The sequence below is a fragment of the Frondihabitans sp. Leaf304 genome (genome assembly GCF_001423105.1).
Classification (GTDB): Bacteria; Actinomycetota; Actinomycetes; order Actinomycetales; family Microbacteriaceae; genus Frondihabitans.
Genome location: NZ_LMNV01000002.1, coordinates 815,071 through 829,735 on the forward strand (window position 1 = coordinate 815,071; position 14,665 = coordinate 829,735).

15 protein-coding genes are annotated in these 14,665 nt (G+C 67.3%); 2 read left to right on the forward strand and 13 right to left on the reverse strand.

The genetic code is table 11. From position 1 onward, the window contains the following. Nucleotides 1–60 precede the first annotated feature (60 nt). The 13 genes from ASF54_RS03595 to ASF54_RS03655 all read right to left on the reverse strand — a co-directional run bounded on the left by ASF54_RS03595 (nucleotide 61) and on the right by ASF54_RS03655 (nucleotide 12,528). Nucleotides 61–462 carry a hypothetical protein gene (locus ASF54_RS03595; protein ID WP_055958906.1) on the reverse strand — a complete coding sequence of 134 codons (402 nt, stop codon included), beginning with the start codon at nucleotides 460–462 and terminating at the stop codon, nucleotides 61–63. Continuing rightward, nucleotides 459–938 (reverse strand): hypothetical protein, encoded by a 480-nt coding sequence (locus ASF54_RS03600; RefSeq protein ID WP_055958909.1) that lies wholly within the window; start codon nucleotides 936–938, stop codon nucleotides 459–461. Before ASF54_RS03600 ends, ASF54_RS03595 begins: the two co-directional genes overlap by 4 nt. Next, complete coding sequence (locus ASF54_RS03605; protein ID WP_055958911.1) at nucleotides 935–2,107, reverse strand: mannitol-1-phosphate 5-dehydrogenase; 1,173 nt, start codon at nucleotides 2,105–2,107, stop codon at nucleotides 935–937. The genes ASF54_RS03600 and ASF54_RS03605 overlap by 4 nt, the downstream gene beginning before the upstream one ends. Nucleotides 2,108–2,229: 122 nt before the next feature. Beyond that, nucleotides 2,230–3,255, reverse strand: a complete 1,026-nt coding sequence (gene ilvC / locus ASF54_RS03610) for a ketol-acid reductoisomerase (protein ID WP_055958915.1) — start codon at nucleotides 3,253–3,255, stop codon at nucleotides 2,230–2,232. 79 nt (nucleotides 3,256–3,334) lie between these two features. After that, nucleotides 3,335–3,841 carry an acetolactate synthase small subunit gene (gene ilvN / locus ASF54_RS03615; protein ID WP_055958918.1) on the reverse strand — a complete coding sequence of 169 codons (507 nt, stop codon included), beginning with the start codon at nucleotides 3,839–3,841 and terminating at the stop codon, nucleotides 3,335–3,337. Further along, nucleotides 3,838–5,700 (reverse strand): acetolactate synthase large subunit, encoded by a 1,863-nt coding sequence (locus ASF54_RS03620; protein WP_084815917.1) that lies wholly within the window; start codon nucleotides 5,698–5,700, stop codon nucleotides 3,838–3,840. Before ASF54_RS03620 ends, ilvN begins: the two co-directional genes overlap by 4 nt. Before the next feature lie 74 nt (nucleotides 5,701–5,774). Further along, entirely contained in the window at nucleotides 5,775–7,544 is a 1,770-nt protein-coding gene (gene ilvD, locus ASF54_RS03625) for a dihydroxy-acid dehydratase (protein WP_235480924.1), read from the reverse strand. Nucleotides 7,545–7,554: 10 nt separating this feature from the next. Further along, nucleotides 7,555–8,361, reverse strand: a complete 807-nt coding sequence (locus tag ASF54_RS03630; protein WP_055958921.1) for a hypothetical protein — start codon at nucleotides 8,359–8,361, stop codon at nucleotides 7,555–7,557. A gap of 52 nt (nucleotides 8,362–8,413) precedes the next feature. After that, nucleotides 8,414–8,710, reverse strand: coding sequence for a HigA family addiction module antitoxin (locus ASF54_RS03635; protein WP_055958923.1), 297 nt, complete (start codon nucleotides 8,708–8,710; stop codon nucleotides 8,414–8,416). 40 nt (nucleotides 8,711–8,750) lie between these two features. After that, complete coding sequence (locus ASF54_RS03640) at nucleotides 8,751–9,032, reverse strand: type II toxin-antitoxin system RelE/ParE family toxin (protein ID WP_055958926.1); 282 nt, start codon at nucleotides 9,030–9,032, stop codon at nucleotides 8,751–8,753. A 213-nt stretch (nucleotides 9,033–9,245) separates the two neighbouring features. Further along, nucleotides 9,246–10,064, reverse strand: a complete 819-nt coding sequence (otsB, locus tag ASF54_RS03645; RefSeq protein WP_055958929.1) for a trehalose-phosphatase — start codon at nucleotides 10,062–10,064, stop codon at nucleotides 9,246–9,248. Next, a complete protein-coding gene (locus tag ASF54_RS03650) occupies nucleotides 10,061–11,629 on the reverse strand; it encodes an alpha,alpha-trehalose-phosphate synthase (UDP-forming) (protein WP_055958932.1) in 1,569 nt (522 codons plus the stop codon). The genes otsB and ASF54_RS03650 overlap by 4 nt, the downstream gene beginning before the upstream one ends. A gap of 128 nt (nucleotides 11,630–11,757) precedes the next feature. Continuing rightward, a complete protein-coding gene (locus ASF54_RS03655; protein WP_055958934.1) occupies nucleotides 11,758–12,528 on the reverse strand; it encodes a fructosamine kinase family protein in 771 nt (256 codons plus the stop codon). A 213-nt stretch (nucleotides 12,529–12,741) separates the two neighbouring features. Here ASF54_RS03655 and ASF54_RS03660 point away from each other — a divergent pair, with 213 nt between their 5' ends. Together ASF54_RS03660 and ASF54_RS03665 are read left to right on the forward strand one after the other, a co-directional pair. Further along, nucleotides 12,742–13,710: a magnesium transporter CorA family protein gene (locus ASF54_RS03660; protein ID WP_055958937.1), complete on the forward strand. Its 969-nt coding sequence runs from the start codon at nucleotides 12,742–12,744 to the stop codon at nucleotides 13,708–13,710. Nucleotides 13,711–13,762: 52 nt separating this feature from the next. Beyond that, a complete protein-coding gene (locus ASF54_RS03665) occupies nucleotides 13,763–14,593 on the forward strand; it encodes a sugar phosphate isomerase/epimerase family protein (RefSeq protein WP_055958940.1) in 831 nt (276 codons plus the stop codon). Nucleotides 14,594–14,665: the final 72 nt, after the last annotated feature.

The following is a 14,665-nucleotide window of genomic DNA, read 5'->3' on the forward strand; positions in this document are numbered from 1 at the left end:
ACCTGAACACAGGAGGCGCGCACCCGCGTTTAGCGCCAGCGCAACCTGATCTCAGGAGCGTCAGAGCACGGACGATGCCCGAAAGACGTAGCTCGTCAGGCTGACCGTCAGCGCGCAGACCCCGGCATACGCGACGACGAAGAACACGATGCGAGCCCGCAGGCCGCGACCCCGACCCAGCCACCACGCGGCACCCCACCCGAGCACCGGCAGGAGCAGGGTCGCGATGAGCGCGGGCCACGGCGTCGATTTGGCGAGCTCGCCGGCACCGTTCTGCGTGACGAACGACCGGTACTGGTCGAAGAGCGCCGGCACTTGGATCAGGTTGCCTACCGCTGCCCAGACGCTCCAGGCGAAGATCAGCGCGGTGACGGTGAACAGGATCGCCAAGCCGGCGAAGCCGGGCGAGGCTTCTTCAGTGGGCTGGACTTCCAGAGCGTCGGTGTCGGTGGTGCTGCTCACAGGAGGTTTCCGATCACAAAGGGCCACGGAACGAGAATCACGACGGCCGCGATGAACGACAGAATTCTGGTGCGCGATCGAGTCGTCGGGACCAGCCACACGGTCGCGGCGAACCAGATGGCCGGTGCGGCGACGGCCAGCCAGGTGCCGATGCGCCACATCACCGCGGCGAGGGTGCTGTCGAACGACGGCTGGACGCTGCCGACACCGCGAAGCCAGGCCACCGTGTAGAGCAGCAGAAGAGCACCGAAGACTCCGTGTGCCACGAGCATGCCCGACGAGAGCACACCCTCGGGCAGTTCGTCGTCGTCTTCTTCGTCGTCGTATTCGTCATCGGGGGCGGTAGCCGCACGGGAACCCACGGGGCCCTCGACGTAGCTCTTGTCGCTCGACGTGCCCCAGCTCAATGCCTCGTCGTCGGAGTCGACCGGCTCGGACTCGACCGGCTCAGAGCCCACCTGGTCGGGGCGGCTCATGCGGGAACCCTCGCCGCGACCCGGTCGGCCACCGCGTCGACGAGAGCGGGAAAGAGCGGATGGCCGGGGAACACGCCGGTCAGGGTCTCGGCGAGAAGCGGAGCACCGGCACCCGAGCGGAGCAGCGACTGCAGCTCTCGGCTTTCGACGTCGTCGGGCACGTCGAAGTCGAGCGCCGCTCGGACAGCGCGCACCAGTGCATCGAACGGAAGCCCACGCTCGGCGAGCTGAGCCGCGGGCCCGACGAGCCGCTCGTGACGACTGACCTTGCTGAGGGGGTTGCGGCCGACACGCCCGGTCGTGTCGGGCAGGTGCGGGTCGGCGATGCGCTCGAGGTTCCGATCGATGTACGCCTGCTGCTCGGCCGGATCGAGGCCGTACTTCGCGACGAGCAGCGTCTTCGTCTCGGCCAGCACCGAGAGCACCTCGGAGTGCACGTCGGGCGCAGCCAGAGCCTCACGGATGCTGGCGATCCCGTGCGACCAGCCGTAGTAGGCGGCCGCAGCGTGAGCCGTGTTGACGGTGAAGAGCTTGCGTTCGATGAACGGCTCGAGGTCGTCGACCCAGGTGACGCCGTCGATCGTCGGGTGCTCGGCGTCACCGAACGCCCCCCGATCGACGATCCATTCGGCAAACGACTCGATGGTGACGTCGAGGCCCGGAGTCTGCTCGGGCACGATTCGATCGATCTCGCAGTTCGCGAAAACCGCCCGCTCGCGGACCAACTGCTCGCCGTGGTCGTGGATCCGCCCCACGACGGCGGCGAGGGTGGACGAGGCGCCGATGGCGGTCTCGCACGCGATCACGGTGAGCGGGGGCAGGTGCGCGGGGCGCTGAGCGAGACCGCGGGCGAGGAGCGATGCCAGGGAGGGCAGGATCCTCGGCCCCACCGAAGTCGTCACGATGTCGGCTGTTGAAATCTCGTGCACGACCCCGGCCTCGTCGAGCCGGTTGTCGATCGCGCGGTAACCGCTGACCGTGGTGGTGTTATCGGAGTCGCCGCCGATGGCGTGGACGTCGTACGACGGGGTCGAGTTGAGAGTGCGGACCAGTTCGGTGTTGACGTCAGCGAAGACGACCTCGTACCCACTGGCCTGGAGGTACTGGCCGATGAATCCGCGGCCGATGTTTCCGGCGCCGAAGTGGACGGCTTTCTTGCTCACAACCATCCTTCGATCATCGCACGGGTGAGGCGCAGCAAAACGACACCGCCTTCGGCCGAAGATACCGGTGATCGCCGGTGTCTCGGCCCGAAAGCGGTGTCGTTTCTGTCACAACTGACTGGAAGGAACTAGCGCGCGGCGGAACCGTCGACGTAGTCGGAGTCTTGCTGCTTCCAGGCGAACAGCGCGCGGAGCTCCTGGCCCGTGGCCTCGATCGGGTGCTCCTCGCCCTTCTTGCGGAGCGACTTGAACTCGGGGGCGCCGGCATCTTGGTCGTCGATGAAGCGCTTCGCGAAGGCACCCGACTGGATGTCGGCGAGAACGGCCTTCATGTTGTCTTTCACGTCGGGAGTGATCACACGGGGGCCCGAGACGTAGTCGCCGTACTCGGCCGTGTCGGAGACCGACCAGCGCTGCTTGGCGAGGCCGCCCTCCCAGATGAGGTCGACGATGAGCTTCAGCTCGTGCAGCACCTCGAAGTAGGCGATCTGCGGCTGGTAGCCCGCCTCGGTGAGGGTCTCGAAACCGTACTGGATGAGCTGCGAGGTGCCACCGCAGAGGACGGCCTGCTCACCGAAGAGGTCGGTCTCGGTCTCTTCGGTGAAGGTGGTCTTGATGCCGCCGGCGCGAAGGCCGCCGATGCCCTTGGAGTACGACCAGGCGAGATCCCAGGCGGAGCCGGTGGCGTCTTCTTCGACGGCGACGATCACAGGGACGCCGCGGCCGGCCTCGAACTCGCGGCGGACGGTGTGACCCGGGCCCTTGGGGGCGACGAGAACGACGTCGATGCCCTCGGGAGCTTCGATGTAGCCGAAGCGGATGTTGAAGCCGTGGCCGAAGACGAGGGCGTTGCCGGCCTCGATGTTCGGTGCGATGTCGTCTTTGTAGACGTGGCGTTGCACCTGGTCGGGCGCGAGGATCACGATGACGTCGCCCCACTTGGACGCCGCGTCGGGAGTGAGCACCTGGAATCCGGCCTCTTCGGCCTTGGCGCGGCTCTTCGAGCCCTCCTTCAGACCGATGACGACCTCGACGCCGGAGTCGCGGAGGTTCAGCGCGTGCGCGTGACCCTGCGAGCCGTAGCCGATGACAGCGACCTTCTTGCCCTGGATGATCGAGAGGTCGGCATCTTTGTCGTAGACGATTTCAGTCACGTTCGTGGTTCTCCTTGTGTTGGGTGAAGCAGTTCTAGTTCGAGAAGATCTGGTCTGGTTCGAGAACAGCTGGGTACTGCTAGTTCTTGAACACGCGGTCGGTGATGCTCTTGGCACCGCGACCGATCGCGAGCAAGCCCGACTGCGAGATCTCTTTGATCCCGTAGGGCTCGAGCACGCGGAGCAGAGCCGTCGTCTTGCCGGTGTCGCCGGTGACCTCGATCACCAGGGCGTCGGTCGACACATCGACCACGCTGGCGCGGAAGAGGTTGACGGCCTCGAGCACCTGGGAGCGAGAGTTGTTGTCGACGCGCACCTTGATCAGCATGTGCTCGCGCTGAACCGACTGCGAGTAGTCGAGCTCGACGATCTTGATCACGTTGATCAGCTTGTTGAGCTGCTTCGTGACCTGCTCGAGCGGGAGCTCCTCGACGTCGACGACGACCGTGATGCGGCTGAGGCCGGGGATCTCGCTCTTGCCGACGGCGAGGCTCTCGATGTTGAAGCCGCGACGGGCGAACAGCCCCGCGACACGGGTCAGCAGACCCGGCTTGTCTTCGACGAGCAGCGAAAGGACGTGGCTCATGCGTGCTCTCCTGTCATGTCGCCGTCGCGGGTAGTGTCGGACGCACTGGTACCCGGCGCCTCGTCGTCCCACTCGGGGGCGAGTTCGCGCGCGTGCTGGATCTCGGAGTTCGAGACGCCCTGCGGAACCATCGGCCAGACCATGGCGTCGCGGCTCACGACGAAGTCGATCACGACCGGGCGGTCGTTGGTGGCGAGAGCGAGCTGGATCGCCGCGTCGATCTCGTCTTCGCGGGTGACCCGGATGCCGAGCGCACCGTAGGCGTCAGCCAGCTTCACGAAGTCGGGGACCATCCTGGTCTCGTGGCCGGTGTTCAGGTCGGTGAACGAGTGGCGGCCCTCGTAGAAGAGCGTCTGCCACTGCCGCACCATGCCGAGCGACGAGTTGTTGATGATCGCGACCTTGATCGGGATGTCGTTGATGACGCAGGTGGCTAGCTCCTGATTGGTCATCTGGAAGCAGCCGTCGCCGTCGATCGCCCAGACGACGCGGTCGGGCTGGCCGACCTTGGCGCCCATCGCGGCGGGCACCGAGTAGCCCATCGTGCCGGCGCCGCCCGAGTTGAGCCAGGCGTGCGGGCGCTCGTACTCGATGAACTGGGCGGCCCACATCTGGTGCTGACCGACCCCCGAGGCGTAGACAGCCTCAGGGCCCGAGAGCTGACCGATGCGCTGGATGACCTTCTGCGGAGAGAGGAGTCCGTCATCGGGCTCGGTATAGCCGAGCGGGAACTGCTCGCGAAGCGAGTTGAGGCGCGTCCACCACGCGGAGATGTCGGGCTGGCCGCCCGAGGTCGCGTCGGCGAAGGCCGCCGTGAGGTCGATGATGACCTCGCGGGCGTCGCCCACGATCGGCACGTCGGCGATACGGATCTTCGAGATTTCGGCGGGGTCGATGTCGACGTGGACGACCTTCGCGTTCGGCGCGAACAGGTCGGCCTTGCCGGTGACGCGATCGTCGAACCGCGCACCCAGAGCCACGATCAGGTCGCTCTCCTGGAGCCCGAGGACGGCGGGCACGGTGCCGTGCATTCCGGGCATGCCGAGGTGCTGCTGGTGCGTGTCGGGGAAAGCTCCCCGCGCCATGAGGGTCGTGACGACGGGAGCGCCGGTGGCCTCGACGAGCGTCTTGAGCTCGGCGGACGCACCGGAGCGGATCACTCCTCCCCCGACGTAGAAGACCGGCTGCTTGGCCTCGGCCAGCATCTGGGCGGCCGCCGTGATCTGCTTGCCGTGCGCTTTCGTGATCGGGCGGTAGCCGGGCAGGTCGACCGACTCGGGCCAGACGAACGGTGCCTTCAGCTGCTGGGCGTCTTTGGTGATGTCGACGAGCACCGGGCCGGGACGGCCGGTCGAGGCGATCTGGTACGCGGCCGCGAGGGTCGCCGGGATGTCTTCCGGCTTGGTCACGAGGAACGAGTGCTTCGTGATCGGCATCGTGATGCCCACGATGTCGGCCTCCTGGAAGGCGTCCGTTCCCATCAGGGTCGAGAACACCTGGCCGGTGATGGCGAGGAGCGGCACCGAGTCCATGTAGGCGTCGGCGATCGCCGTCACCAGGTTCGTCGCACCGGGGCCGGAGGTCGCGATCGCGACGCCCACCCGACCGGAGGCCGAGGCGTAGCCCTCGGCGGCGTGGCCGGCGCCCTGTTCGTGGCGCACGAGGATGTGTCGGATCGTCGTCGAGGCCATCAGCTCGTCGTAGAACGGGATGATCGCCCCACCGGGCAGACCGAAGACGTCGGTGACGCCGAGCTTCTCGAGCGAGCGGAGGATCGCGCCCGAACCGGTCAGGATCTCGGGGCCGGCCGGACGCGTGCGCGCCGGGGCCGTGGGCAGGGGGCTGATTTCTGGAGGCATCGGTGCCGATTCCTTGGGAGCTGGTGATTGACGAGAGGCTGCCCGCCCGGGCAGTGTCAGGCGACGACGGGGCGTCAGTAGGTGACGGCGCCCTCTGCTGCGGATCTCACCTGGCGTGCGTACTTGGCGAGGACCCCCCGGGTATACACGGGAGGCAGAGGTGCCCAGCCGTCACGGCGGGCTTCTAGCTCTGCTGCATCGACGAGTAGGTCAAGCGAACGAGCTGCGATATCGACCCGAATCAGATCACCATCGCGCACGAATGCGATCGGACCGGAGTCGACCGCTTCGGGTGCTATGTGGCCGATGCACAGGCCGGTTGTGCCGCCTGAGAATCGTCCGTCCGTCAACAGTAGTACATCTTTGCCGAGCCCAGCGCCCTTGATTGCGGCCGTGATGGCGAGCATCTCGCGCATGCCAGGACCGCCCTTCGGACCCTCGTAGCGGATGATCACCACGTCGCCCTTGGCGATACGCCCCTCGGTAAGTGCGTCCATCGCGGCACGCTCTCGCTCGAAGACACGAGCTGGGCCCTCGAACACCTCGGCGTCGAACCCGGCGGTCTTGACGACGGCGCCCTCGGGAGCAAGGGATCCGCTGAGCACCGTGAGTCCGCCGGTCGGGTGGATCGGGTTGTCGAGGGTGCGGAGCACCTCGCCGTCGAGCGGCTTCGGCTTGATGTCGGCCAGGTTCTCGGCCACGGTCTTGCCGGTGACGGTGAGGCAGTCGCCGTGCAGCAGACCGGCGTCGAGCAGTGCCTTCATGACGACGGGCACGCCACCGTGGCGGTCGACGTCGTTCATGACGTACTTGCCGAAGGGCTTGAGGTCGCCGATGTGAGGCACCTTGTCGCCGATGCGGTTGAAGTCGTCGATGGTCAGCTCGACCTCGGCCTCGTAGGCGATCGCAAGCAGGTGGAGAACGACGTTGGTCGAGCCGCCGAATGCCATAGCAACGGCGATCGCGTTCTCGAAGGCGTCTTTGGTGAGGATGTCGCGCGCCGTGATGCCCTTCTTAAGCATGTTGACCACGGCCTCGCCCGAGCGGTGGGCGAAGTAGTCGCGGCGACGATCGGCGGAGGGCGGCGAAGCGGATCCTGGAAGCGACATACCCAGGGCTTCGGCGACCGAGGCCATCGTGTTGGCCGTGTACATGCCACCGCAGGCGCCCTCGCCCGGGGCGATCGCGCACTCGATGGCGTAGAGGTCTTCCTCCGAGATGGTGCCGGCCTTCGCCGCGCCCACCGCCTCGAACGAGTCGATGATCGTCACGTCTTTCTCGGTGCCGTCGCTCAGCTTGACCCAGCCGGGGGCGATCGATCCGGCGTAGAGAAATACGCTGGCGAGGTCGAGACGGGCCGCAGCCATGAGCATGCCCGGGAGCGACTTGTCGCAGCCGGCGAGCATGACCGATCCGTCGAGACGCTCGGCCATCATCACGGTCTCGACGCTGTCGGCGATGACCTCGCGCGAGACGAGCGAGAAGTGCATGCCCTCGTGGCCCATAGCGATGCCGTCCGAGACGGAGATCGTGCCGAACTGCAGCGGGTAGCCGCCGCCCGAGTGGACGCCCTCTTTGGCACCCTGGGCGAGACGGTTGAGCGACAGATTGCAGGGCGTGATCTCGTTCCACGACGAGGCGATGCCGATCTGCGGTTTCTCCCAGTCGGCGTCGCCCATTCCGACCGCGCGGAGCATTCCCCGCGAGGTGGTGGCTTCGATGCCGTCGGTGACGTCTCTGCTGCGGGGCTTGATGTCGATAGGTGCCGCGTCGGTAGGTGCCGCGTCGGTAGCTGCCGCGTCGACGCCGTCGTCAGAAGCCCTGGCCGTGAAGTTCTCAGACATGTCGCTCAGTTTAGGGCTTCGTCGAGGGCGCACCGGACCGGACGACGATGGCGCCTGAACTCGTGTCGAGGGTGACGTGGGTGCTCGCCTGCGGCGTGGCCGAGAGGTCGACGGACTCCGGCGATTTCTGCCCGGCGGGGAACGGCGAGACCTCGAGGATCCCAGCGGAAATGTTCCACCGCGCAGAGATCGAGGCGCCACCGGCCGTGATCAGATCGAGGCGCACGCCCGTCGCCGCAGCCTGGGCCCGCGGCGTGCACGAGCTGGCTCCGCGCGTGGATCCGACGCTCAAGACGAGGCAGTACGACCGATCGGTGCCCCGGGCGACCCAGATGCCGGCCCCGTCGTCGGACTGGCCCCACTGCGCCAAGACGCGCCGCGTGCTCGAGGCGTCGATGCGGGGCAGGGTCACGTCGGGGATGTCGCCTTTCGTCTGCACCTGGTCGAAGTACTCGCCTCCGAGCGTTTCGGCGACGGCACCGTCGGCCGCGCTCGCCCGCTGAACGGCGCTCGACACGGGGGTGCCCGGACTGTCGCCGGTGCCTGCGGCACGAATGGACTGCGACACGCCGGCCCCGATGAGGGCGGCGGCGATCACGGCCACCGCTCCCCCGGCCAGCCAGGCGCGAGCGGGGCGGGCCAGAGGCTCGTGCTGCCCCCCGGCGTCGCCTTCGGCGGGGGCGAGCGCAGGATCCTGGGCTGCCTGCTTCGTCACGGACGTGCCGCCGAGCAGGCGGTTCAGCTCCGCGACATCGGCCGGGTCGGGCGCTGCTTGGCCGTAAACCCGGCGCTCGAGGTCACGACGACGATCGTCCATGGGTCGATTGTGCGCTTTTGCGGGCTGTTTCGGGGGCTACTCCGAGGATTGTTCAGGCCCCGACGAGGGAGACGATGCCGACGAGTTCGTCGCGGTGCAACTCTGTCGCGATGTCGAGGTCGTATCTCGTCTGGAGGTTCAGCCAGAAGCGTGCCGTGGTGCCAAGGGCCCTTCCGAGGCGGAGGGCCGTGTCGGGAGTGATGCCGCGCGTGCCGTGGACGATCTCGTTGATGCGGCGGGGCGGGACCCCAACCGTCTTCGCGAGACGGTACTGGCTGATCTTGAGGGGTGCCAGGAACTCCTCCAGGAGAATTTCTCCCGGGTGGATGGGTGCGTGGATCTCGGTCATCGCTCGCTCCTCGGCTCGATGTCGTGACGGGTTGGTTTCATCAGTGGTAGTCCGTTATCTCAACGTCGCCCGGCCCCTGGTCGCTCCAGACGAAGCAGATTCGGTACTGGTCGTTGATCCGGATGCTGTGCTGGCCGGCTCGATCGCCTCTCAGTTGCTCGAGCCGGTTGCCGGGCGGCACTCGGAGGTCGTTGAGGAGCTCTGCGGCATCGAGCATCAGCAGCTTTCGGTGGGCAATCCTCTGAAGATCAGGGCCGAGTCGCGCTGCCCGGACGCGACGCCAGACCCGCTCGGTCTCGGTGGTGGAGAAGGATTGGATCACGTCTCAATAGTAACGCTTGGCGTTATTAGGTCAAGATTGTCGAGGGCGCCCGCTACCGGGCCTGCAGCACGACGAGAGTGGCCGAATGGGGCCCTAAGGCCGTCGAAGACCCCCACTTCGGCACTCTCGGCACGGGAGGCGTTGCCGCCCGGAGAGCAGACCGCCGACAGCCAACGCTGGACGCCCTCCGGCGGCCGGCGAGGCGGGCGGAGGCTAGGAGCGACCGAGGTGCGCGCGCAGCTCGGCAAGGTCGGCCAGCACGTGAGCCACAGCAGCCGGATCGGCTACCCGGTAGCCCGCCGCCGTCTCGCCGGGGCCGCACTTGAGGCCGAAGTCGGTGGCCGTCAGAGCGCGGAATCCGTCTTCGTCGGTCACGTCGTCGCCCGCGAAGAAGATCGCCGTTGCACCCGTCATTTCGCGAAGTCGATCGAGGCCGTCACCCTTGGAGGCACTGCGAACTGCGAATTCGAGTACGTTCTTGCCCGCCCGCTCGGTGGCTCCGGCGGCCGTCTCGGCGACGCGACGCCGAGCCTCTCGCTCGACGGTGGCGGTGACCTCGGCGTCGGCGAGCCGAGTGTGCAGAGCAAACCCGGCGGGCTTCTCTTCGACGTGGACCTCGTCGAAGGGAGCGGCGACCTCAGTGAGGATCGTCTGGAGCTCGGCCCGGAGAGCCTGCTCGTCGTCGTCGAGCCCGACCTCGGCATCGCCGTCGACGCGGTACTCCACCCCGTGCGAGCCCACCAGCAAAATCGAGTCGGGCGCCTCCGAGACCTCGATCAGGCTATCGAGAGCACGACCGGAGACGAGGGCGACGTGCGTCTCGGGCAGTCCGGCCAGACGGAGCATGGCCTCGTGCGCCTCGGGAAGAGCACGCGCGTGGAGCGGCGCATCGACCTCGGGGGCGAGGGTGCCGTCGAAGTCGAGCGCGACCAGGAGGCGCGGGGCCGTCGCGAGAATGCCGAGGGCGTCAGCGAAAGCGGTGTCGGAGGATTCGGCCGGGGTCGAGGCGGCGTCTGGCGTCACGGCGCTCATGCTGCGGGCTCCGACGAGGCCGAGCCGTCGGTCGATGCGGCGTCGTTCGACGCCACCTCGGTGCCCTTCGGTGGAGCGGCGACGCGATGGCCGGGCCGCACATCGGCCAGCGCCTCCAAGAACTTCGCCGACCAGGCGGCGACGTCGTTGTCGAGCACACGGCGGCGGAGGGCGCGCATACGCGTGACCCGGTCGCGCTTCGGCATCTCGATGGCGCGCATGATCGTGTTCTTGAGGCCGCCGATGTCGTGCGGGTTGATCAACAACGCACTTCGCAGCTCGTCGGCCGCACCGGCGAACTCGCTCAGGATGAGCACACCGTCGTTGTCGTGGCGCACAGCCACGTACTCCTTGGCGACGAGGTTCATGCCGTCGCGAAGGGCCGTGACGAGCATGATGTCGGCCGCGAGATAGAGCGCGACCATCTCTTCGCGCGGGTAGCCGTGGTGGTGGTAGCTGATGGCGGTGTGGCTCATCGTCGCGAAGTCGCCGTTGATGCGCCCCACGGTCAGCTCGATCTCGTCGCGGAGCTCCATGTAAGCGGCCACCCGCTCACGGCTCGGTGAGGCCACCTGCACGAGGGTTGCGTCTTCGACATCCAGACGGCCGTCGTGGAGGAGCTCGCCGAACGCCTTCATGCGGTGGCGGATGCCCTTGGTGTAGTCGAGGCGGTCGACGCCCAGGATCACCGTCTTGGGGTTGCCGAGACCCTCGCGGATCTCCCGCGCCCGAGCCTGGATATCGGGGCGCCGCGACAGCGCCTCGTAGCCCGCGGAGTCGATCGAGATCGGGAACTGCTTCGCGAGCACCCGGCGCACCTTCTTGCCGCGTCGCTCGAGCGGGGCCGACTCGTCGTCGACCGGCACGTCGATGTAGGGGCGGGTGGTCGCGTAGCCCAGGAGGTGACGAACCGACCGGGAGAAGTTCGAGGCGTCGTCGGCGCGCTGGAACCCGATCACGTCGGCCCCGAGCAGGCCGGTCAGGATCGCCTCGCGCCAGGGCAGCTGCGAGAAGATGCCGAGGGGAGGGAACGGGATGTGGTTGAAGAAGCCGATGGTCAGATCGGGGCGCAGTTCGCGGAGGTACTGCGGCACGAGCTGAAGCTGGTAATCCTGCACCCAGACGACACCACCCTGCTCGGCGACCTCGGCGGCACGCTGGGCGAAGCGTCGGTTGACCTTGACGTACGACTCCCACCAGACGCGGTGGTAGGTCGGCGCCGAGATGACGTCGTGGTAGAGCGGCCAGAGGGTGTCGTTGCTGAATCCCTCGTAGTAGCGCTCGACCTCTTCGGCGCTGAGAGGTACCGGCACGACGTTGATGCCGTCGTTCTCGAAGGGCTCGAACTCGAGGTCGGGCTTGCCGGCCCAGCCGATCCAGGCGCCGTCGTTGACGCGCATGACGGGCTCCAGCGCGGTGACGAGCCCGCCAGGAGAGTGCTCCCACTTCACGTCGCCGTTCTCGTCGACGGTGTGGTCGACGGGAAGGCGGTTCGAGACGACGACGAAACCGTAGGTCTCGCCGGTGGTCGGCTCAGTGGCGGGGTGTTCGGCCTGGTCAGACATGGTGAAGAGGTGCTCCGCTCGATCTCTCGGGGGCTTCGCCCCGGGCGCTCAAAGGCTATCAGCGGGTCGAACCGGTCGGTTCAGCGTCGTTGCGAGCGGGCAGGATCCGACGGGCCGAGCCCCGCAGGCTACGAGAGCAGATCGAGGGTCGCGTCGGCGGCTCGGGCCAGCGCGACCCCGTAGCTCCGGCCGTGACCGGCCGCGTGCACCGCGAGCGGGTGCAGCTGGTGCAGCGGCACCCGCTCCTGCCAGCCCGCACGAAGCGGCGCAGCATCGTCGTACGCCGCGAGGAGGTCGTCGAGGAACGGGCACCCGAAGAGCGCGAGCATCGCCAGATCGGTCTCACGGTGGCCGCCGTGCGCTGCAGGATCGATGAGGACGACGCCGCCGGCCGAGAAGAGCACGTTGCCGGCCCAGAGGTCGCCGTGAAGCCTTGCGGGCGCCTCGCCGTCATCGAACGCTCCATGTGAGATCGCGTCGCAGGTGTCTCGGATCCTGCGCTCTTCGGTCTCGGTGACTGTTCCGGCTTTGACGGCGATTTCGACGTACGGCAGGACGCGCTGCTGCGCGTAGAAGATGCCCCAGGTCGACTTCGGGTCGGTTCGCATCGGGCGGCTGCCGATAAAGGTGGGGCCGCTCCAGCCGGTGGGCGGTGCGCCGAAGGCGGCGGCTCCGGCGGCGTGCGTGACGGCGAGTGCGGTGCCGAAGGCGCGCGCCGCGTCAACGGTGGGCCGCGCCTCATGGATCTCTTCGAGGGCGATGCGGCCGGGTGCGACCTCGTCGACGCCCACGACGCGCGCTCCCCCGTCTGCGGTGGCTTCGGCGAGCCACTCGAGCCCCACCGCCTCGGCCTCGAAGAAGCCGTCGGGTGCGTCGGGCCGGGTCTTGACAAAGCTCATCGCTTCAGTCTGCCCCGCGTCAGTGCCCGAACGCCGCCCGGATGGCGGTGAAGACGCAGAGGCCGGGGAGATGCCCGACCCGAGGAGTGCGTCCTGCACATCGATAATTTGAGAGCGATCGGCGGCGGCGTTCTCACCCGTTACTGCCGTGCAGGGGTGCGTCGATAGGATCGCTCGCAAATTCGCACCGGAGCGCCGGGCTACGATCGCGGAATGCACCGCACCCGCGCCTACCGCGCCGGCGAACTCGTCGGCGAAGACTTCGCCATCGACGACGTCAGCGACTACCTCGAATCCGACGACTGCATGATCTGGGTCGACTTCGTGAATCCGACCAAAGCCGACATCGACAAGGTCGGCGACGAGATGAACCTGCATGAGCTCGCGATCGAGGACGCCCTCGAGCCCAGCCAGCGACCGAAGCTCGACCGGTACGAGAACTTCCTGTTCGCGGTGATGTACAACGTCGCCTTCGATCAGGACTCGGGCACCATGGCGACGCACGAGGTCAAGGCGTTCATCACCAAGCGGGCGATGGTCACGATCCACGACGAGGGATTCGACGCGACCCAGCTGATGAAGACCTGGGACGACAACAAGGACCTCTCGTCGAAGGGCGTGGCCTTTCTCGTCTGGGGACTCCTCGACCGCATCGTCGACAACCAGTACGACACCGCCGACGCCCTCGACGACGCGATCGACGGGCTCGAGGAGAACCTCTTCGACATCAAGCAGCAGACGATGGAGATCCAGCGCCGGTCGTTCGCCCTGCGCAAGAGCCTCGTGACCCTCCGCCGCGTCGTGAACCCGATGCGCGAGATCCTGAACACCCTGCTGCGACGCGACGACACCAAGTTCGCCCCTGACATGGGTCCGTACTTCCAGGACGTCTACGACCACGTGCTGCGGGTGATCGAGCAGACCGACAGCCTGCGTGACCTGGTGTCGACGATCCTCGACACGAACCTCAGCATCCAGAGCAATCGCATGAACCTGGTGATGAAGAAGGTGACGAGCTGGGCCGCGATCATCGCGGTGCCCACGGCCATCACGGGGTACTTCGGCCAGAACGTGCCCTTTCCCGGTTTCGGGCACGAGGGCGGCGTGATCTTCTCCAGCATCGCAATCGTCGCGGTCTCGCTGACGCTGTATGCCTCCTTCAAGCGGCGAGACTGGCTGTAACAAGCCACGTAGCGTTCACTGATACGCCACATGCACGATCTACCGTGGCGGCATGATTCGCGTCGGCATGAGCACCTCCTGCGCTTTCCCCCTCGGCCTCGCCGAAGCCTTCTCGCTGTCGCGCGAGGTCGGATTCGACGGCGTCGAGATCATGGTCACGAACGATCCGGCGACGCACCGCGCGTCTCGGATCCTCGAGATCTCTCGCGACACGGGGCAACCGGTCCTCTCAATCCACGCACCCGTGTTGTTGCTCACGCACTTCGTCTGGGGCCGCGACCAGCGAGTCAAGCTCGAGCGGTCGGCCGAACTCGCCCGCGAAGTGGGTGCGTCGACGGTCGTCGTGCACCCGCCGTTCCGCTGGCAGCAGGGCTACGCCGAGGAGTTCCTCGACGTCGTGCGCGCGGTGGCCTGCCGCTACGAAGTCACCGTCGCCGTCGAGAACATGTTCCCGTGGAAGATCGCGGGTCGGTCGATGAAGATGTACGCGCCCGGCTGGGATCCGAGCCTGATGGACTGCGACGCCGCCACCCTCGACTTCTCGCACGCCTCGCTGTCGGGCCGCGACTCGCTCGAGCTGGCCCGGGCCCTCGACGGACGTCTCCGCCACGTGCACCTCTGCGACGGCTCGCGCGTCTCGGACGATGGGGGCATCTTCGACGAGCACCTCGTACCTGGCCGCGGCAAAGAGCCGGTCGCCGCAGTGCTCCGCGAGTTGGCGGCGCGGGACTGGTCGGGATCCATCATCGCCGAGGTAAATACCAAGAAGGCAGGATCCGACACGGTCCGGCTTGCACTGCTCCGCGAGACGCTGGCATTCGCTCGTGTGGCACTGCAGGAAGGCCGCGCGGCTGCCGCCCCGCGCGTCGAGCTCGCCCGCTAGTCGCGCCTTCTTTTCGTGCCCTGGCGAGTGCACGAAAACGGCCCCCGAACCGTAGTTCGGGGGCCGTTTCTG